At 31.3% G+C, this 19501-nt stretch carries 18 protein-coding genes; 14 read left to right on the plus strand and 4 right to left on the minus strand.

What is annotated here, in order from left to right:
* Window positions 1-116: 116 nt before the first annotated feature.
* From B5D15_RS02010 to B5D15_RS02060, 11 genes are all read left to right on the plus strand, one after another.
* Complete coding sequence (locus tag B5D15_RS02010) at window positions 117-2885, plus strand: sigma-54-dependent transcriptional regulator (RefSeq protein WP_242948669.1); 2769 nt, start codon at window positions 117-119, stop codon at window positions 2883-2885.
* A 38-nt stretch (window positions 2886-2923) separates the two neighbouring features.
* The gene (locus tag B5D15_RS02015) at window positions 2924-3325 is read left to right on the plus strand and encodes a PTS sugar transporter subunit IIA (protein WP_078695434.1); all 402 of its coding nucleotides are present in this window, start codon (window positions 2924-2926) and stop codon (window positions 3323-3325) included.
* 16 nt (window positions 3326-3341) lie between these two features.
* Window positions 3342-3824 (plus strand): PTS sugar transporter subunit IIB, encoded by a 483-nt coding sequence (locus B5D15_RS02020; protein ID WP_078695435.1) that lies wholly within the window; start codon window positions 3342-3344, stop codon window positions 3822-3824.
* A 3-nt stretch (window positions 3825-3827) separates the two neighbouring features.
* Complete coding sequence (locus B5D15_RS02025; protein ID WP_078695436.1) at window positions 3828-5468, plus strand: mannose/fructose/sorbose PTS transporter subunit IID; 1641 nt, start codon at window positions 3828-3830, stop codon at window positions 5466-5468.
* A gap of 173 nt (window positions 5469-5641) precedes the next feature.
* Entirely contained in the window at window positions 5642-6115 is a 474-nt protein-coding gene (gene agaB / locus B5D15_RS02030; protein WP_078695437.1) for a PTS galactosamine transporter subunit IIB, read from the plus strand.
* A gap of 14 nt (window positions 6116-6129) precedes the next feature.
* Window positions 6130-6924 carry a PTS galactosamine transporter subunit IIC gene (gene agaC / locus B5D15_RS02035; RefSeq protein WP_078695438.1) on the plus strand — a complete coding sequence of 265 codons (795 nt, stop codon included), beginning with the start codon at window positions 6130-6132 and terminating at the stop codon, window positions 6922-6924.
* The gene (agaD, locus tag B5D15_RS02040; protein WP_078695439.1) at window positions 6902-7711 is read left to right on the plus strand and encodes a PTS galactosamine transporter subunit IID; all 810 of its coding nucleotides are present in this window, start codon (window positions 6902-6904) and stop codon (window positions 7709-7711) included. Before agaC ends, agaD begins: the two co-directional genes overlap by 23 nt.
* 1 nt (window position 7712) lies before the next feature.
* Window positions 7713-8150, plus strand: coding sequence for a PTS sugar transporter subunit IIA (locus tag B5D15_RS02045; RefSeq protein ID WP_078695440.1), 438 nt, complete (start codon window positions 7713-7715; stop codon window positions 8148-8150).
* An 81-nt stretch (window positions 8151-8231) separates the two neighbouring features.
* The gene (locus tag B5D15_RS02050) at window positions 8232-8873 is read left to right on the plus strand and encodes an HAD family hydrolase (RefSeq protein ID WP_179122152.1); all 642 of its coding nucleotides are present in this window, start codon (window positions 8232-8234) and stop codon (window positions 8871-8873) included.
* Between the two features lie 4 nt (window positions 8874-8877).
* Window positions 8878-9732 carry a class II fructose-1,6-bisphosphate aldolase gene (gene fba, locus B5D15_RS02055; RefSeq protein WP_078695442.1) on the plus strand — a complete coding sequence of 285 codons (855 nt, stop codon included), beginning with the start codon at window positions 8878-8880 and terminating at the stop codon, window positions 9730-9732.
* 28 nt (window positions 9733-9760) lie between these two features.
* The gene (locus B5D15_RS02060; RefSeq protein ID WP_078695443.1) at window positions 9761-10927 is read left to right on the plus strand and encodes an SIS domain-containing protein; all 1167 of its coding nucleotides are present in this window, start codon (window positions 9761-9763) and stop codon (window positions 10925-10927) included.
* A 392-nt stretch (window positions 10928-11319) separates the two neighbouring features.
* Here the strand turns inward: B5D15_RS02060 and B5D15_RS02065 are convergent, their stop codons facing one another.
* The 3 genes from B5D15_RS02065 to B5D15_RS02075 form a co-directional block, all read right to left on the minus strand.
* Window positions 11320-12363, minus strand: a complete 1044-nt coding sequence (locus tag B5D15_RS02065; protein ID WP_078695444.1) for an IS110 family RNA-guided transposase — start codon at window positions 12361-12363, stop codon at window positions 11320-11322.
* A gap of 382 nt (window positions 12364-12745) precedes the next feature.
* Window positions 12746-13546, minus strand: a complete 801-nt coding sequence (locus tag B5D15_RS02070; protein WP_078695445.1) for a ZIP family metal transporter — start codon at window positions 13544-13546, stop codon at window positions 12746-12748.
* Between the two features lie 281 nt (window positions 13547-13827).
* A complete protein-coding gene (locus tag B5D15_RS02075; RefSeq protein WP_078695446.1) occupies window positions 13828-14280 on the minus strand; it encodes a hypothetical protein in 453 nt (150 codons plus the stop codon).
* Window positions 14281-14562: 282 nt separating this feature from the next.
* Here B5D15_RS02075 and B5D15_RS02080 point away from each other — a divergent pair, with 282 nt between their 5' ends.
* From B5D15_RS02080 to B5D15_RS02090, 3 genes are all read left to right on the plus strand, one after another.
* A complete protein-coding gene (locus B5D15_RS02080; RefSeq protein ID WP_078695447.1) occupies window positions 14563-16233 on the plus strand; it encodes a glycosyl hydrolase family 18 protein in 1671 nt (556 codons plus the stop codon).
* A 110-nt stretch (window positions 16234-16343) separates the two neighbouring features.
* Window positions 16344-17117, plus strand: a complete 774-nt coding sequence (locus B5D15_RS02085; protein ID WP_078695448.1) for an alpha/beta hydrolase — start codon at window positions 16344-16346, stop codon at window positions 17115-17117.
* A gap of 56 nt (window positions 17118-17173) precedes the next feature.
* Window positions 17174-17983, plus strand: coding sequence for a CPBP family intramembrane glutamic endopeptidase (locus tag B5D15_RS02090; RefSeq protein ID WP_179122154.1), 810 nt, complete (start codon window positions 17174-17176; stop codon window positions 17981-17983).
* Between the two features lie 61 nt (window positions 17984-18044).
* On the opposite strand, the gene B5D15_RS02095 is transcribed toward B5D15_RS02090, so the two are convergent.
* Window positions 18045-19499 carry a spore germination protein gene (locus B5D15_RS02095; protein ID WP_242948671.1) on the minus strand — a complete coding sequence of 485 codons (1455 nt, stop codon included), beginning with the start codon at window positions 19497-19499 and terminating at the stop codon, window positions 18045-18047.
* Window positions 19500-19501: the final 2 nt, after the last annotated feature.

Here is a 19501-nt window from a genome sequence, read left to right on the forward strand (position 1 = left end):
ATTTTGTTTGTTTCAATAATACATTGTATCTAAAAATCCTCAGCATATTATGGTATACTTTTATGTAGAATTTATTCAATCTTAAGGCAAATAAGTTTTAAGCTCTATTAAAGGAGATGATATCCTTGAAAAATAAAGAAAAAGTATATAATACATTAAAAGAATTATCGAAAGATATAAGAATTAAACAAAAAAAAGGTCTAACTGCAGAAGAAATTGGTGAAAAATTAAATATTAAAAGAAATGCAGTAAGTCATCTCTTAAATGAACTTTATAAAGAAGGCAAAATAATTAAAATAAATACAAGACCTGTTTATTTTATAGATAAAGAATTTTATGAAAAACAAATAATAGAATCAGAAGAAATCAGAAACAACAAAGAGTCTTCAATTAGATATTCAAATGAAGATACTTTTGCAAAACTTATAGGCTACAGCGGAAGCCTTAAGACTCAGGTAAAACTTTGTAAATCGGCTGCCTCATATCCTCCAAATGGATTGCCTGCATTATTGATTGGCAATACAGGTGTTGGAAAGAGTTTTATGGCTCAGCTTATTTATGAATATGCAAAATCTATTAATGCAATTGATAATAATGCTCCTTATGTGATTTTCAACTGTTCTGAGTACGCAAATAATGCTGAGCTTTTGGCGGCAAATATTTTTGGATACGTAAAAGGAGCATTTACTGGTGCAGATAGGGACAAAATGGGTTTGCTCGAGGAAGCAGACGGAGGATATTTATTCTTAGATGAAGTTCACAGGTTGCCTCCAGAAGGACAGGAGAAGCTTTTTTTGTTTTTAGATAAAGGAGTTTTTAGAAGGCTTGGAGAAACGAGCAAATGGAGAACATCGAGGGTTAGATTTATATTTGCTACAACTGAAGAACCGGAAAAAAGCCTTATAAAAACATTTTTAAGAAGAATACCATTGGTAATAAATATTCCATCGTTAAATGAAAGACCATTATATGAAAGATTGCAGATGATTTATGCTTTCTACAAAGAAGAATCAAGAAATTTAGGAATGGATATTTTAATAAGCAATCAAGTTTTAAATGTGCTTTTAAAGACTAAGGTATCTGGAAATATCGGAAAGATGATAAATGTTATAAAATACAGCTGTGCTCAGGCATATTGTCAGCTATCAGATAATAAGTCTAAAATATTAAATATTCATTTGAACGATTTGCCTCAGGAAATAAAGTATGATGCAGGTGAAATATTAAATAGCGGCAGTTTTAATTTTAATGGAATGCTTATTTCACGAAATAAAATTGATGAGCATTTCGAATGGGGAATAGAAGATGACAAAATAATAAATGAAATAACAGAAGAATTTATAAACTTATTTGAAAGCTATTCTAATGGAGATATAAATATTGATGTTTTAAAAAAGAATTCTTTTATATTATTAAATAGGTTTTCAGATATAGTAATATTTAAAAATAACGATAAATTTACGGATTCAATAGTTTATAACGGGATAAAAAATGTAATAGAAAATATTTTAAGCATCATAGAGAATAACTATGGAATAAAATATTATGGCAATACAGCGATTATTTTTACGCATTTTACAAATAAATTGCTTGAAGGAATTAATACAAACTATAAATATAGCTGCGCTGACATTGAAAATACAATAGAAGTTTTAAAAAATCTGTTTTTTAAAGAGTTTACTATTGCAAGCAAAATAATAGAGCTTATTGAGAAAAATCTTGATACAAAGTTAGATAAAATAGCTTTAATATATTTTACATTATACATAAAAAGCATGAACAAGAGTGATAATTTTAAAACAATAAATTCAATTATTATTGCACATGGCTATTCAACTGCAAGCAGTATAGCAAGTGTTGCAAATAGACTGCTTGGGCAATTTATATTTGAAGCCTTTGATATGCCTATTGATATGTCATCGCAGGAAATTATATTAAAAATAGAAAGCTATCTTAAAAATATAGATACTTCAAATGGAATTATTATTTTGGTTGATATGGGATCTCTTGAAGCTATATATAAAACTTTACCTAATTTAGTTGATGGGGATGTAGCTATTATAAATAATATAACAACACAGTTGGCCTTAGACGTAGGAAACAGAATTATCAATGGACAACCATTAGAACAGATAGTTGTTGAGTCTGTTAAGAAGAATAACAGCAGTTTTAAATTTATAAAGTCAAATAAAAAGAAAAAGAACTGCATTATAACTACATGTATTACAGGTATAGGAACTGCAGTAAACATTAAAAATCTTTTGCAGCAATGCCTTGCAAATGATAATATTGAAATTATTGCATATGATTATGATAGGCTTAAAGGCAACGGTATGAAGGATGAAATTTTTAAAAATTATAATGTTAAGCTTATAATTGGAACATCCGATCCAGAAATAGAAAAAATTCCTTATATATCTTTAGAAGAATTAATAGAAGGGCGAGGGGATTCGGTTTTAAATAAAGTTTTAAAGGATTTAACAAATAATAAAACTATAGAGCAAGTTAACCAGGAAATAATAAAGCTTTTTTCACTTCAAAATGTTCTTGGATATTTAACTATAATCAACCCAGATAAAATAATTGAACAGGTTGAGAAGGCAATTTCTAATTTGGAACTTAGCCTTAACTTTAAATTTTCAAACGACTTAAAGATAGGGCTTTATATACACATAAGCTGTCTTATAGAGAGATTGATAATGAAGGACCCGATAACATCTTATAATAATTTAAAAAAATTTGAGGAATGTCATGGAAAATTTATAAGATATGCAAAATCTTCATTAAAAGCAATTGAAGATATTTATAAAGTAGAGATACCTACATCAGAGATAGGATTTATATATGACATTATATATTCAAAAGTAAAAGACTTAGCTGTATGATAAATTTTAGAATCTATTGGGAGGTAGAAAAATAAAAAATGGTAGGAATAATTATAGTATCTCACGGCAATTATGCTGAGGCATTATATGAATCCATAAAAATGCTACATGGCGAGCAGGAAAAAATTGAGACGATAAATTTTAAAACAGGAGAGAGCACAGAAGATTTAAAAGAGAAAATAAATTCAGCAAAAGATAGACTTAAAACAGAATATACTTTAATTCTCGTAGATATATTAGGAGGAAGCCCATATAATGTAAGCTCATTAGAGATAGATGAAAAAGTAAATGTTATTACTGGATTTAATATGCCGATGCTTCTTGACATTATATCAAGAAGAAATGAACCTTTGGGTTTAATATCTAAAGCTGCAAAACGTGCAGGTAAAAATGGAATCGTTGATGTTAAAGAAAAATTATCAGAGAAAATAAACAAATAGTTTTGTGGAGGTAAATATGCTAAAAGTAGTAAGACTTGATGAAAGATTGGTACATGGACAAATAGTAAACAACTGGTGCTCAAGCGAAGGTATAACTGAAATTATGGTAGTAGATAAAAATGTGGTAAGAGATGAAATACGAAAAACGTTTATAGAAATGGCAGTGCCTGAAGGAATAAATATATTATTTTGTGATGTTGATGAAGCTGTTGAAATATATGAAGAAGAAAGCGAATATGAAGAATTAATGATTCTTTTCAGCAATCCCTTTGAAATATTAGAGTTTTTAGAGAAAGGAGGCCATTTTGAGAAAGTAAATATAGGAGGACTGCCATATAAAGATGGTAAAAGGCGCATCAGCACAGCTATTTATGTAAGTGAAAGCGAAATAGAGGCTTTTAAAAAAATTGCTGAAAAAAATATTGTTTTAGATGTTAGAATGCTCCCGACAGATAAAAGTATAAATGTTTTAACTCTATTGCAGTTAAAGGAGGAATGATGATTGACAATAACAAAGTTTATATTGTTGTTTGTTGTAACATCAATATCTGGAATAGGAGCTGCAACAGAAGAATATCAAACACACAGGCCGCTGATTGCCAGCACATTAGTTGGACTTGCCTTAGGTGATATTAAATCTGGTGTAATGGCTGGAGCTTCAATGGAATTAGTCGCATTAGGGTGGATGACAATAGGGGCATCGGTTCCTCCAGATCCTGCTCTTGCGGGGACTATTGCAGCTATATTAACTATTATTGGTAAGCAGAATATTGGTATATCGATAAGCATTGCTATTCCAGTAGCAGTTGCTGGGCAGATACTTCAAATAGTACAAAAGAGTACAATAGATGTAATAATAATGCATTGGGCAGATAAATTTGCAGAAAGGGGTAATACAGCTGGAATAACTGCAATGCATTTTCTAACAGGAATTCCAAGTGCTTTAAGGGTAGCGGTTCCTTCTCTGATGGTCGCATATTTTGCAAATGTATCCTATGTTCAGATAATGCTTAATAAAATACCTAAGCCTATTACTTCAGGGTTACAGGTTGCTTCGGGTTTTTTAGTGGTTGTTGGATATGCAATGATTATGCAGCTTTTAAATATAAAAGAGTTACTGCCATTTTTCTTTATTGGTTTTTTGGCAACAACGTTTTCAAATATAACTCTTGTTGGTTTAGCGATATTAGGAGGAAGTTTAGCAGCAATATATTATTTTTACTTTATTAAAGATGATAATAGAAGTACGGGAAGAAGCAGAAGAGCAAAGACAGCTGATTTAAATAGTGATGCTGTTAATGTTGAGAATGAACTGAATGAAAAAAAAGAATCAATTAAGCTGAATCGTAAAGACTTTATGAAAGTATTCTGGAGAATGCAATTTTATCAGCTTTCGTGGAATTATGAGAGAATGCAGAATTTATGTTATTGCTACAGTTTGATACCTGTTTTAAAAAAATTATATAAAACAAAAGAAGACTTATCAAAAGCCCTAAAAAGGCATATGGAATACTTTAATACACACCAATTTACAGTACCTGTAGTATTAGGAGTAAATGCAGCTATGGAAGAAGCAATGGCAAATGATGAAAAGATTGATAATGAAATGATAACCGGTATTAAAGTAGCTCTTATGGGCCCTTTAGCAGGCTTGGGAGATCCTGTATTCTGGGGGATATTAAGACCGATGACTGCAGCAATAGGGGCGGGTATAGCCCTTGGGGGAAATATAGCAGGGCCAATAATATTTTTTGTAATTATTAATATTATTAGATTAATAATGAGGTATTATGGTTTGATTATATCCTATAATCAAGGAGTTAATATGATGACTTCAATAAAGGACATAATGCCCAAAATTATGAAAACAGTAACGGTACTTGCATATACAGTTATGGGAGGCCTTGTTGCAAAATGGACAGTAATTAATGTACCAATTAGATTATACTCTTATAAATCTAATGGCAAATTAATAACTGTAACTGTTCAGCAGCAGCTTGATGCTATAATGCCCAACATTCTTCCTTTATGTTTTACATTTTTAATATACTATCTGTTAAGAAAAAAAGTTCCTCCAGTTTTATGTATAATAGGTTTAATGATATTAGGTATTATAGGATATTCCTTTGGAATTATAAAATAAAAAATAGTGTCATTGACAGTATTGTAATTATATATAGATTTTTATATAGTGTCAAAAAAATAAATACACTTTATATAAAAACAGCCTGTAAAAACATGCTTTGCAGTGTTACACTGCTTGGCATGTTTTTTGCTTTATTAATAGGTGAATTTAATGACGAGGAGGTTTTAAAAATGGCTCAGCCAAATATTTTATTAGCACGTATTGATAATAGGCTGGTTCATGGACAAGTTGGCGTTATATGGACCACATCAATTGGTGCAAATCTAATCGTAGTAGTTGATGATGATGTTTCAAAGGATCCATTGCAGCAGCAGCTCATGTCTGTTACAGCTGAATCATCTGGTGTAGGAATCAGATTTTTTACTGTGGATCATACAATCAATGTAATTCACAAAGCTGCACCATCTCAAAAGATATTTATTGTATGTAAGACACCAGAAATAATTAGAAAACTAATTGATGGTGGGGTACCGATTAAAGAAGTAAATGTAGGGAACATGCACTTTTCCCATGGAAAACGACAGATTAGCAAGAAGGTTTATGTTGATGATAAAGATTTAGATGATTTGTACTACATAAGTAAAAAAGGAGTGAATGTTTTTATACAAGACACTCCTGATGATAAAAAAGAATTTATTCAATAAGGAGGAAAGATGTCATGCATAGTGTTACTTTAACCCAGGGTTTACTATTAGCCCTTTTGGCAATTATAGTTGGTGTCGACTTTTGGCTTGAGGCACTATTTTTATTCAGACCTATAATAGTAGGTACTTTATCAGGACTTATTCTTGGAGATTTGCAAACAGGTCTGATTGCGGGAGGATTAACTGAATTAGCATTTGCGGGATTAACTCCAGCCGGAGGAACACAGCCTCCAAACCCAATATTAGCAGGACTTATGACAACGGTTATAGCATTTACAACAGGAACAGATCCTAAAACAGCAATAGGATTAGCATTACCTTTCAGCTTTTTAATGCAGTATATAATTTTATTCTATTATTCAAGCTTTTCTTTCTTTATGGCAAAGGCTGACAAATATGCAGAGGAAGCTGATACAAAGTCTTTAGTAAAATTAAATATTTTAACAACATCTATTGTAGCAATAACCTATGGTATAGTTGTATTTTTATGTGTTTTTGTTGCACAAGATTTGATGAAAGCATTAGTTGCAGCAATGCCAGCATGGCTTGCACATGGATTCGAAATAGCAGGAGGAATTTTACCAGCAGTAGGTTTTGGAATGCTTCTAAAGGTTATGATGAAAGCTCAGTATGTACCATATTTAATGGTAGGATTCTTTGTTGCATCATTTATCCCATTTTCAAATTTACTTCCAGTTGCTGTTATTGGAGCAGCATTAGCTATTTATGAGTATTTCAATTCTAAAGATAAACTATTAAAAGGCGAATCAGCAATTGTGAAAGGAGATGATTACAGTGAAGGGATCTAATAAAGTTTTAACTAAAAAAGATATTACAAGGTTAGGTTTTTTGTCATCATTTTTACAGGCAAGCTTTAATTATGAGAGAATGCAGGCGGGAGGCTTCACTGCAGCACAACTGCCATTTTTAAAGAAAATATATAAGGATGATAAAAAAGGATTATCAGAAGCTATGACTGATAATTTGGAATTTATAAATACTCATCCTAATTTTGTTGGATTTTTGATGGGACTACTTTTATCGTTAGAGGAAAGCCATGAAGACAGAGGAATAATTAAAGGCTTAAAGGTAGCTTTATTTGGACCTTTAGCGGGTATAGGCGATGCAATATTCTGGTTTACTATTTTACCAATAGTTGCAGGAATAAGCTCATCCTTTGCTATGCAGGGAAATGCTTTAGGACCAATATTATTCTTTACTGTTTACTTAACTATATTTTTACTCCGTATTGTATGGACTCACCTTGGCTACAATTTAGGAACGAAAGCTATAGATATAATTAAAACTAACTCCCAAATGATATCAAAAGCTGCGTCAATATTAGGTATAACAGTTATTGGAGGATTGATTGCATCATATGTACACATTAATGTTTTAAGCACTATAGCAATAAATGCTGACCATGCAGTATCACTGCAGAAAGATTTCTTTGATAAGATTTTCCCTAATATTTTACCTCTTGGATATACTCTTCTTATGTTCTATTTATTGAAAAAGAAAAAAGTAAGCCCTGTAGTTTTAATATTTATGACATTTATTTTAGCAATATTATTATCATTTATTGGTATTCTATAATATGAGGAAAATAATCATACTAACTGGACATGGAAATTTTGCAACAGGGCTAAAAAGTTCAGTAAACTTAATAGCTGGGTTAAATAATGATTTATATGCTGTTGATTTTACTGTTGAAGATTCTGATATAACTTTAAAAGACAAAATAAAGAAAATATTAGATGAAAATAGTAATTTACAAGTATTATTTGTATGTGATATAGCTGGAGGAACACCCTTTAAAGTTGCAGCGGAGATTTCAAATTATAACGATAATTTCGAAGTCACAGCAGGATGTAACATTAGTTCTTTATTAGAAGTTCACTTCCAAAAAGATATGCTTACTATTTCTGAATTGGCTGAACACATAGTAAATATTAGCAAAAATTCTGTTATGAAGTTTAAAAAGGTTTCTAATGGACAAACCTTAACTGTGAAGGAAACAGAGGAGGGAATTTAATCTAAAAATCATAAAAGCAGAGTTGATTTTATTTATAGTTGGCTCTGCTTTTATTGATTATATTTAATAGGTGGTGGTTTGGTGTATAAAAAAGAATGTGTACTCTTTGATGTTGATGGGACGTTAATAGATACAGAAGAAGCAACTATTGAAGCATTAAGGTTAACTATGAAAAACCTTTACAATATAGAATATTGTAAAGAAGAATTATATTTTGCTATGGGTATACCAGGCAGATGTGCTTTGGAAAAGCTTAATGTTAAAAATATTGATTATACTCTTAAAGTTTGGGGAGAGCTTATTCAAAAATTATCATATAAAACGAAGCTATATCCTCAAATTGAAGAACTTCTTGATATCCTGAAAAGTAAAGGCATAAAACTTGGGATTGTAACTTCAAGATATGATTTTGAGGTAGAAGTGGATACGGTACTAAGGAAAATTATTCATCATTTTGATGTTGTTGTTACTTATAATAACAGCCTTAAGCCTAAACCATATCCTGATCAAATATTGAAAGCAATAAAAGAGTTTAATATAAATTCAAAAGATGCAGTTTTTATTGGGGATACGATTTACGACTATGGATGCGCTAATAATGGAGATGTAGATTTTATATTAGCAAATTGGGGAGAAATAGATAGAAAAAGCAATTTTGAATGCATTAATTTTAAAATATGTAATAAGCCCTTTGAAATATTAGATTATGTAATTGGAGGTTAAATAAATGGCATTAGTAAATACAAATAAAATGCTTAACCAAGCGAAAATTAATGGATATGCTGTTGGCGCGTTTAATATTCATAATTTAGAAACTTTAAAAGCGGTTGTAAAATCTGCCTCCGAAATGAATTCACCGGTCATTTTACAAACAACTCCAGGTACTATAAAGCATGCTGGAGAAGATTATATTGCTTCGATTGCAAGGACTGCGTCTGAAAAATATAATATACCTATTGCGCTTCATTTAGATCATGGAAATTCTTTTGAACTTGTTGTAAAGTGTATTAGAGCTGGATATACTTCGGTTATGATTGATGCTTCAATGTTGGACTATGAAAAAAATGTTGATACTACAAGAAAAGTAGTCGAAATTGCACATGCTGTCGGAGTTAGTGTAGAGGCAGAGCTTGGAAGCATAGCAGGGGTTGAAGATGATTTATACTTAAATGATGATAAAAAATCATATACTGATCCTGATACAGCAGTAGATTTTGTTAAAAGAACAGGAATTGATTCCTTGGCAATAGCAATTGGTACAGCCCATGGACTATATAAAGGAGAAGTAAGACTTGATTTTGAAAGGTTAAAAGAAATAAGGAGATTAATAGATATTCCATTAGTACTGCATGGAGCATCCGGCGTTCCTGATGATTTGGTTAAGAAGGCCATAAACTTAGGTATAAATAAAATAAATATTGCAACTGAATTAAAGATTCCTTTTGCAAATTCAATAAAAGAAGTATTTAAACAAAATCCAGATGAAAGCGATCCAAGAAAGTATCTTTTAAATGGTGAAAAGAGTGTTGAAGAAGTAGTAAAAGAAAAAATTAAACTTTTCGGGTGTTATGATAGAGCATAAAAAATGTTAATATATAGGAGGAATAAATATGTTACTTGGATATAATGTGGAAGAATTAAAGAATAAAAAGGCATATTCGACAGCAAAAGAAATAGAACAGCAGCCACGTGTGTGGAGAGAACTTTATAATATTCTTTTAAATCAAAAATTAGAGATAAGCAATTTTTTAACTCCAATTCTTAATAGAGAGGGAATAAGGATTATAATAACAGGTGCTGGTACTTCTGCATTCGTTGGGAATTGCAGTGAAGGATATTTAAGAAGAAATTTAAAGTTAGATATAGAAGCAATTGATACAACTGATATTGTTGCTTCACCTGATAATTTCTTTTTTAAAGAAAAGCCAACTCTTTTAGTATCTCATGGAAGATCTGGTGACAGCCCAGAAAGTTTAGCAACGATTGAACTTGCTGAAAAAATAATAGATGAGGTTTATTTTTTAAATATTACGTGTAACAAAAATGGCAGCATGGCAAAAAATACAATGGAAAAGCAAAACTGTTTAAATATTTTTATGCCTGAAGAATCAAATGATGATGGATTTGCAATGACAAGCAGCTTTACAAGTATGCTTTTGACTGATTTAATGCTTCCGTTTATTAATGAGATTGAAAACAAGAAAGAATTGTTTGATGTTCTTTCAAGTGAAGCAGAAAGAATAATAAGCGAAGATGCGGAAATTATAGAAAAAATATCAAGAAATGAGTATGATAGACTTATATATCTTGGAAGCGGAGGGCTAAAAGGATGTGCTATGGAATCAGCATTAAAATCTTTAGAGCTTACTCATGGAGTTGTAAATACAAACTCAAATACACCTTTAGGTTTTAGACACGGACCAAAGTCAGTTATTAACAATTCAACATTATTAGGTATGTTTATTTCAAACCATGAATATACACAAAGATATGATTTGGATTTACTGAATGAGATTGCAAATGAGCCTGGAGATAGGAAAATAATGGTATTTTTACCTGAGGAAATGAATGTTAGCGGTGCAGACTATATTTTCAGCCTTAAAAAGGACTTTAATAAAATAGATGAAGCCTTTTTAGTTCCTTTGTATATTATTTATGCGCAGATGTTAGGGATGTTTAAATCATTAAACCTTAGAATAACTCCTGATAATCCTAATCCAGAAGGATATGTAAACAGGGTAGTTAAGGGAGTTATAATATACGATTATAGTAAATAATGTTAATGAAAAGCACTTCAGTCTTATTTTTTAGGCGGAAGTGCTTTAAGTGTATGTCCGGTATGGGCGTCAGCTCAACGGTAAAACTCAGCTATTGGTTTGGTAGTAATAATTATTAATTATGTTAAGTATGCCTATTTAGAAATAAACCAAATATTGATAGAGGTAAAGCTTTGAATAGAGAAACGTGAATTAAAATACATAAAATAAGTAACCGTCCTCCTGTGGAATTTAAGGACAGGCTTGGGGACTGTTAGTGTGAAACAAATATCCAAAAAAATTTAATATAGATATTTTTAAAGGCATGAGAAATAGGCATCAAAACAATATGTTTTTTGACGCCTATTTTTCCTATTGAATTGTTGAACAAACCATTTTCTACCCAATTAATATTATCCTGAATTTTTTGCTACGCAATCAAGGGCAGAATCATAAGGGGATTTGGTTTTAAGTATATAATATATATAAACTAATAATTTTCTTGCTACAGCAATAACTGATTTCTTTTGTCCTATCTTTCCTTGATGAGACCAAAACCATCTGGCGATGCGGGTATTTCGGGTTCTTGTTGCAGCCCATGCACATTGACAGAGAATTGATTTTATATAGCTATTTCCTGGCATTATCTTTTGAGATTTTTTCTTGCCTGCACTCTCATTATTCCTTGGAGAAAGCCCTGCCCATGATGATATATGAGCAGCTGAAGGAAAAGAGTCCATATTATCTCCGATTTCTCCCAATACATATAAGGATGAAAGTATATCAAGTCCAGGAATAGTGGATAAAAGTTCTATAGATTCTTTAAATGGTTCAGCAACTTCAAAAATTAGTTCTTTGAGCTCTTCTAATTCTCTTTCAAGTGTATCAAGAAAAGTTAGCATCTTCTTGAGTAACTTTCTTTCGTTTATAGAAAGACTACCGTTTAATGCATAGGAAATCTCCTCAGGTGATTTCTTAATCCTTTTACTTATAAGTGCTGAAACCTCAAGGAAAGTTATAGAACCTTTATCAGCAAGCCTATTTAAAATCTTTTTCCCAGAAAGACCAACAATATCAGTTATAACAGAAGACAATTTAAATCCATGGGTTTGCAGAAATTTTTCAATTCGGGTAATTTGATGGGCTTTATCTTCATTAAGCTTTTTGTAATATCTAACATATTCACTTAACTCACGAACTTCTTTAGAAGGAATAAAGCTATTCTCTAAAAGCCCATAACGAAATAACTCTGCAATCCACTCAGCATCTTTAATATCAGTTTTTCTCCCAGGAATATTTCTCATGTGCTGTGCATTAACCACATATATTGTAATATCGTCAAGTTCTTCAAGTATATCATAAATAGGCTTCCAATAGACACCCGTACTTTCCATCGCCACATGTTTACAATCGTTTTCAATCAACCAATCCCTCAGTTTATATATGTCCCCTCGCATTGTAGAAAAACTTTATCTTATTACTGTGACATCTTCATCAGGCATACCCTTTAGTATACAAGCTACAATACTTTCTTTATGAATATCTAACCCACAACAAATATTTAATATAGCTTTCATTATTAAACAAACTCCTATATAATATTAATTGGCAGGAGAAGTTGTCTGAAAGTAAAAAGTTTAGTGTACGCTTTTTAAAAAGCAATTCGTTGTGCTCGAAGACAACTAAAGTCATGTTAAAAACGGGGTGTTACCACCAAACCGTTCCTCGACTTTTATCCTGCCATTTCTATTATATAAAATTGCTGCGTATGTTTCATTCTGTCGTTGTGGCTATTTTTTAGTCATGCACTGTTACTTATTTTGTTTAATATAAAAACAATCATCCTAAGGCCACATCTAAAACCATCATTACTGCAAATCCTATTAAAGTTACAATGCTTATAATTCCCTCATTGCCTTCTGACTGGGATTCGGGTATAAGCTCCTTTGCGCTTACATATATCATTGCACCAGCTGCAAAGGATAGAGCATAGGGAAGGATTGCTTTTATAAAAGTAACAAGGTAAGCTCCTATAACTCCGGCGATAGGCTCAACTATTGCTGAAGCCTGACCGTACATAAAGCTTTTAAATCGTGAACTTCCTTCACGCCTTAAGGGAAGGGAAACTGCAGCTCCCTCTGGAAAGTTTTGTATGCCAATTCCTACTGCAAGAGCAATCGCGGCTACTAATATGGATTGGCTGTTTTGAAATTTTAAAGCACCAAAGGCAACTCCAACTGCAAGTCCCTCAGGGATGTTATGAAGGGTTATTGCAAGTATTAAAAGAAACATCCTCTTCCAAGCCTTATTATTTTCTTCCTTCTCTCTAAACACTGTTATTTTATTCACTGAAATATCTGTAAAGTATATAAAAAGCCCCCCAAGCAAAAATCCTAAGGCTGTTGGAATTACGGGGCTTTCATTGCTGCCTTTGCACATTTCAATAGCAGGGGATAATAGGGACCAAAAACTTGCAGCTATCATAACACCTGCTGAAAAGCCAAGCATTGAATTTAATATTTTTTTATTTACATCTTTAAAAAAGAAGACTAAAGATGCCCCAAGAGCTGTTACAGAGTAAGTAAATAAAGTTGCAAACAGCGCTAAAATTACTGGTGAAAATTTGCTTAGTATGTTCAAAAACACCACCCCCTAATAATTTAGAATATTTACGAAAGGAGGAATGTGTTACAAGTATTTTTTGAAGAATATTTTTATGAAATTTAAAAAATATGATATTAAAAAATATTAAAATGATGTGAAAATAATTTAGTATTAATTATTTATTAGGAGAAAGAAAATTTAAATTGCTTTTGAGGTGTATATTAACTATGCAACATTTAAATATTTGTTTGTATCTAAAATGATGAATTTATATGAAATGATATGATTTATTGACAAAACAAAAAGGCCTTAAAGCCTTACTTAACTAAAATATTTTTAATTCCCTGCATAAAATTATAGGCTTCCTGACCCTTTACAACTTCATTTTTAATTTCATTAACAGAACCTTCGATTCTTGCAAGCTGAAGGGTAAAGTTGTCGTGTTCAGCTTTATTTATTTCTGCTTTATGCTCTAATGCCTTAAGTATACTTGTGTTTTCATCAAGCTGTGATTTCATCAATTTTTGGTCTTCTTTCAAGACTTTAATGTCTGTTTCCATCCTATCAAGCCTTGACTCAACTTTATCGAGCCTACCATCCATCCTGTCAAGCCTTGATTCAACTTTATCGAGCCTTCCTTCCATCCTGTCAAGTCTTGATTCAACCTTATCGAGCCTGCCATCCATCCTGTCAAGCCTTGATTCAATCTTATCAAGCCTTGTACTCATTCCCTTTACTTCTACGATTAGCTGCTTTAATAATTCTTCCATATGTACCGCCCTTTCAAAAGTTTATATTGATATTATACAACATAACCGGAGTCTGATAAATATCATAAAATATTAAATTTTAGTTTAAGAGTCATGTTCACCTGAATTCTTAAAAATAAAATAAACTATATTTTTTATGCGTTTTTACCTTTATCTATGGTTTGTTTATGAATATTAAATGCAAAAAAGATTGAGCCAAATATGAGTTTAAAAATAAACTGGAAGTATTATACTTATTAGTGTAAAATATAGTTGAATTATAAATTTTGGGAGGATGGAAAATTGAAAAGGTTAAAATCTTCATTAATCATAGCTTTAACTTTTATTTTTTTATTTCAAATAAATATTGAAGCCTTTGCTGCAGCTAAATTTCAAAGTTATAAGGCTATAGTCATAGCACAAAAATTATATATAAGAAAAACCCCCTCTTCAAAGGGAAAAATTACAGGAAGCCTTAGTAAAGGCCAGATAGTTGACATAATAGGAGCATCAGGTAAATACTTAAAAACACCAAAGGGATACATTTATTCAAGCTATGTAAAAAAATATATCCCTCCAAAATTAGATGTTTATGTATCTGTGAAAGAGGATATGCCGCTTTTACTATCCCCTGATGGAGATTTAGATGAAAGATATGCTGTTGAGGGGAAAAAATATAAAGTTACTGGGGATACAGGAGGTTATTATAAAATAGATTATTATGGTAAATTAAGATATATCCCTAAACAAAATGCCCAAATACTTAAAGGATTAAACTATAAAGACAATATAACTCTTGGATTTATATATGTAAATGGAAAGCAGTATAATCAAAGATTTATGGATGATGAAAAGGACTATGTTAATAGAAAAAGCACAGATACGGGACTTGATGTTCTTTGCCCCACATGGTTTGAAATGTCATATAAAGATGATACTGTGGATATAGTTGATAAAGGTGATAGTGATTTTGTAAAGACAGCTCATAAAAATGGGTATCAGGTTTGGGCAACCTTTTTTGAGAGCAGTCCTGAAAGGGCAAGCCGGATTTTTTCAGATGATACTTTAAGCAGCAATATAATAGATAATATTATAAAATATGCTAAAGATTATAATATAGATGGAATAAATATAGATTTTGAGGGGCTTGGACTATCTAATAAAGATGGATTTACTAAATTTGTTTCAAAATTTTATAATAGTGCAAAATACAGCAATCTATTAGTATCTATTGATATTACAAAGCCTGAGGTATCTTCCTATAATTTTTATAATAGGGCAGAGCTTTCAAAATATTGTAACTACATGATACTTATGGCCTATGGGGAACATGGGGGTTCCTTTAAGGAGGCTGGTTCTGTAGCTTCATATAATTGGACTGAAAAAGCCATTTCTGACACTTTAAATTTTGGAGTGCCTAAGGATAAGCTTATACTTGGAGTTCCATTTTATACCTATGATTATGCAGTGATAGATGTAAACTTACCCTATGATTCAGTAGTACTCCTCAAAAAGGGAGATATTTATACATCAGAGGTTTTAAGTGATGAAGCAAAGAATAAAGATATTAAATATGGAACTTTTAAATATATTTCTTCAACAGAAAATTTTTACAAGGTTAGCGATGAAAAAGGAGAGAATATATATTATATACCTTTAGAATCAGGTACCTTAGTTAAAGCAAATACTATCAAAAGATTTGTTGTAGGCTACGAATCATTAAAACTTCAGACTTTAAATGATAGAATGAGTGAAAACAATGGAACAGCTTACTATGATGAATCAGTAAAACAATATATTGCTGAGTATTATAAGGATAATTTGAAACATACTGCATGGGTTGAAAATAAAGATACTCTATCATGGAGAATTGATTTATTAAATAAATATAATTTGAAGGGATTAGCAGCATGGCAGCTTTACTATGAAACAGAGGATATGCTTAAAACTATAAAGGATAAATTGAATAAATAGTTTTAGGTAATTTTAAAGTTATGCATAAAAATTATTTGCAGGGCATAATTTGAAAAATATTAGCTTTAAATACAACAAACATTCAAAATTAAAATAACGGAGGTTAGTATATGCAAAGGGCAGTTGAAATTAAAAGTAGAAATCTTACATTGAGGGGAATGCTTCATTATCCTGAAAATACTGAGGGGAAAATTCCTGTTGTTTGTATTTTTCATGGTTTTACAGGAAATAAAATGGAGCCCCATTTTATATTCGTAAAGCTCTCGAGACTTCTTGAAAAAAGGGGAATAGCAAGTGTTAGATTTGATTTTAGCGGAAGCGGAGAGAGCGATGGAGATTTTATTGACATGACACTGTCAAGGGAGCTTGAAGAGGCAAGGGATATTTTATCCTATGCAAAATCATTGGAATTTGCAGATTTAGATAGAATTGGAGTTTTGGGACTTAGCATGGGAGGTGCTGTTGCAAGCATGCTTGCAGGAGAATGCAAGGATGATATTAAATCGCTATGCCTTTGGGCACCTGCAGGAAATATGGGAGAAATTATTATATCTCAAAGAACTAAAGAAGAAATCGATAAAGTAAGAGAAATTGGATTTTACGATGCAGGAGGACTGCTTGTTGGAAAAGATTTTATAGATGATGTATTAAATCTTGACATATATGGCAAGGCTTCATCCTTTGATAAAAACGTTTTATTACTTCATGGGGATAGGGATATGACAGTACCCCTTAGTGCGTCAGAAAGATATCTTGACATCTATGGTGTAAAATCGGTACTTCATATAGTTGAGGGTGCAGACCATACATTTAACAGGAAAGACTGGGAAGATGAAGTGTTAGAACACTCAGTGGAGTTCTTTGCGGAAGAGCTTAAATATTGACAATTAATTGATATTTTATTAACATGAAAGTATATATTTTAAACAGGAGGAATTTTATGGAAGACAAAAAGTATTATCCAAGTATAAAGCAGGCAGTTATTCTTCTGCTTATTGCGTTTTTAATCCAAATTATAGGTGGCATTATTGGAGGTATAGTTAAGGGGGAGGAGTTTCAAAACTTTACAGAACTAATACTTATTATTAGTTTTATTTCTGAAATAGTTATAATATTTATAGGCTTAAAAAAGGCAAAAACTCCGCTTAAAAAAATATTTGAAAGCCCGAAGATAAACATTAAAAACATTCTATGTCTTATGGTACTTGTCGTAGGAACGTGGTTTGTAATGTCAGGTTTGGCTGCTATTTTTATAAATAATTCTCAGGCAGCAAGGGAGACTCAGGAAAGATTATCAAGTATTTTATTTGGAAGTTCAAAAGAATGGTTTAGTATTTTAAGTGTAATCATAATTGCACCTGTATTAGAAGAAATAGTTTTTAGAGGCATTATACTGCAGGGTTTCCTTAAGAATTACAGTATAAAAAAGTCAGTAATTATAACGGCAGTATTATTTGGTCTTTTTCATGGTAATATAGTACAAACGCCTATAGTAATTTTACTTGGAATTGTTTTAGGTATTATATATATTAAGACAAGTTCTCTTTTTATATGTATAATTGGACATATGCTTAACAATTTTATAGCATTATTTGGGGGAAGTGTATTTTTGCTAAATGGAAGACACATATATACTCTAATTGCAGGAATAGTAATTGTAACAGCTGCTGGCTTTATTATAAAAAACATTCCAAATAACATACAATGCTTGGAAAATATAATGAACTATAAAGAAAATGTTGAGGCATAAATTTTTAATAAAAATTTTTGGATAAAAAATCAGGCTGTGAAAAGCGCAGCCTGATTTTTTTTCACTTCTTTGTCTTTTTGCTCGGTCTTAGGCTTCTTGGCTGAACAAGAACTTTTTTAAGGGGAGCCCTTATAATAACATCGTACATGTCTGTAAATCTAACTGGAGAAAGAGGCGCAAAGTATGAAATACCACAATTTTCAAGCTTCACTAATATTATTATGATTAAATATAAACCTATTAGAAGCCCGAAAAAGCCAAAAAGCTGTCCAAGTATTAGAAGAGGAAAACGTAGGAATCTAATAGTTAGCGCCATCTGATAGTTTGGAATTATAAAAGTAGATATAACAGTTATTGCAACTATAAAAAGAGTTGCATAGCTGACAAGCCCTGCCTTAGTTGCAGAATCCCCTATTACAATACCTCCAACTATAGCAAGTGTAGTTCCAATAGGGTTAGGAAGCCTTATTCCTCCTTCACGAAGAATTTCAACTGCAAGATCCATTGCGAGTATTTCTAATAATGGGGGAAGAGGTATGTTTTGCCTTGATGAAATAATAACAGTCGTCAATCCGTAGGGAAAAAGTTCAGGATTATAATATAGAAGAATTAAATATATTGGTTCTAATATTATAATAGTAATTATTGCTATAAACCTTAAAATTCTCGAAAAGGATGCAATTACTGTTTTATCAGAATAATCTTCAAAACCTTGAAAAAACTCTATAAATGTTGCAGGGACGATTAGAGCTGAGGGAGATTCGGAAATGAATATAGCAGCTTTTCCCTCAAGTAAGTCAAAGGCAGCTTTATCAGGTTTTTCAGTAACTTTGCTCATAGGGAAAATATTGTACTGATTGTCATCAAAATACTGTTCTAAAAATCCTAATGATAAAATAGCAGGGGTTGAAATGTTTATTATCTTTGTTCTTATATTCTCTAAGACTTTTGGATCTATAATATTGTTTACATATGTTAAAACTATTTCAGTATTAGTTTTTTCTCCTATTGTAAAACGCTCCATTCTAAACTCGCTGCTTTTTATTTTGCGCTGCAGAAGCGAGATATTCACATCGATATTTTCGACGAAGCTCTCCTTTGAACCCTGAATAGACTTTTCGGTTGTAGATTCTTGAATTTGCCTGTATTTTGAGCTAACAGTATTGCAGATTATAGCATAAATATGTCCATCTATAAGTATTATACTTTTACCAGATAAGATTTCTGTGCATATTTTCTTTATTGAGGTAGTTGCTTCAACCTCAGGACAATATATATATTTTTTAATCAAGTCTTGAGAAATGCCTTCAAAGGAATCTGATGCGGATATAGTGCTACTTAGCAGGGGTTTTATTATAGTTTCTTGTATATCGTTTTTATCGGAAAGTCCAGATATATATAATATATAACATAATATATTTTCACCAATATATATTTCTCTTTTTATAAAATTAAAGTTTGAAGGAATATTAGACGAAATAATATTGAAATTTTCACTAATATTAGTGCTTAACATAT

Origin of the sequence: Caloramator quimbayensis (genome assembly GCF_900167605.1) — a bacterium.
Lineage (GTDB): Bacteria > Bacillota > Clostridia > Clostridiales > Caloramatoraceae > Caloramator_B > Caloramator_B quimbayensis.

Bases quoted from the DNA above. Each gene is read 5' to 3' on its own strand.
- agaD (WP_078695439.1), top strand. From the start codon at position 6,902: ATGATTACAGTGAAGGGATCTAATAAAGTTTTAACTAAAAAAGATATT.
- B5D15_RS02045 (WP_078695440.1), top strand. From the start codon at position 7,713: ATGAGGAAAATAATCATACTAACTGGACATGGAAATTTTGCAACAGGG.
- B5D15_RS02085 (WP_078695448.1), top strand. From the start codon at position 16,344: ATGCAAAGGGCAGTTGAAATTAAAAGTAGAAATCTTACATTGAGGGGA.
- B5D15_RS02065 (WP_078695444.1), bottom strand. From the start codon at position 12,363: ATGCGAGGGGACATATATAAACTGAGGGATTGGTTGATTGAAAACGAT.
- B5D15_RS02010 (WP_242948669.1), top strand. From the start codon at position 117: ATGATATCCTTGAAAAATAAAGAAAAAGTATATAATACATTAAAAGAA.
- fba (WP_078695442.1), top strand. From the start codon at position 8,878: ATGGCATTAGTAAATACAAATAAAATGCTTAACCAAGCGAAAATTAAT.
- B5D15_RS02090 (WP_179122154.1), top strand. From the start codon at position 17,174: ATGGAAGACAAAAAGTATTATCCAAGTATAAAGCAGGCAGTTATTCTT.
- B5D15_RS02060 (WP_078695443.1), top strand. From the start codon at position 9,761: ATGTTACTTGGATATAATGTGGAAGAATTAAAGAATAAAAAGGCATAT.
- agaB (WP_078695437.1), top strand. From the start codon at position 5,642: ATGGCTCAGCCAAATATTTTATTAGCACGTATTGATAATAGGCTGGTT.
- B5D15_RS02020 (WP_078695435.1), top strand. From the start codon at position 3,342: ATGCTAAAAGTAGTAAGACTTGATGAAAGATTGGTACATGGACAAATA.
- B5D15_RS02015 (WP_078695434.1), top strand. From the start codon at position 2,924: ATGGTAGGAATAATTATAGTATCTCACGGCAATTATGCTGAGGCATTA.
- B5D15_RS02095 (WP_242948671.1), bottom strand. From the start codon at position 19,499: ATGTTAAGCACTAATATTAGTGAAAATTTCAATATTATTTCGTCTAAT.
- agaC (WP_078695438.1), top strand. From the start codon at position 6,130: ATGCATAGTGTTACTTTAACCCAGGGTTTACTATTAGCCCTTTTGGCA.
- B5D15_RS02075 (WP_078695446.1), bottom strand. From the start codon at position 14,280: ATGGAAGAATTATTAAAGCAGCTAATCGTAGAAGTAAAGGGAATGAGT.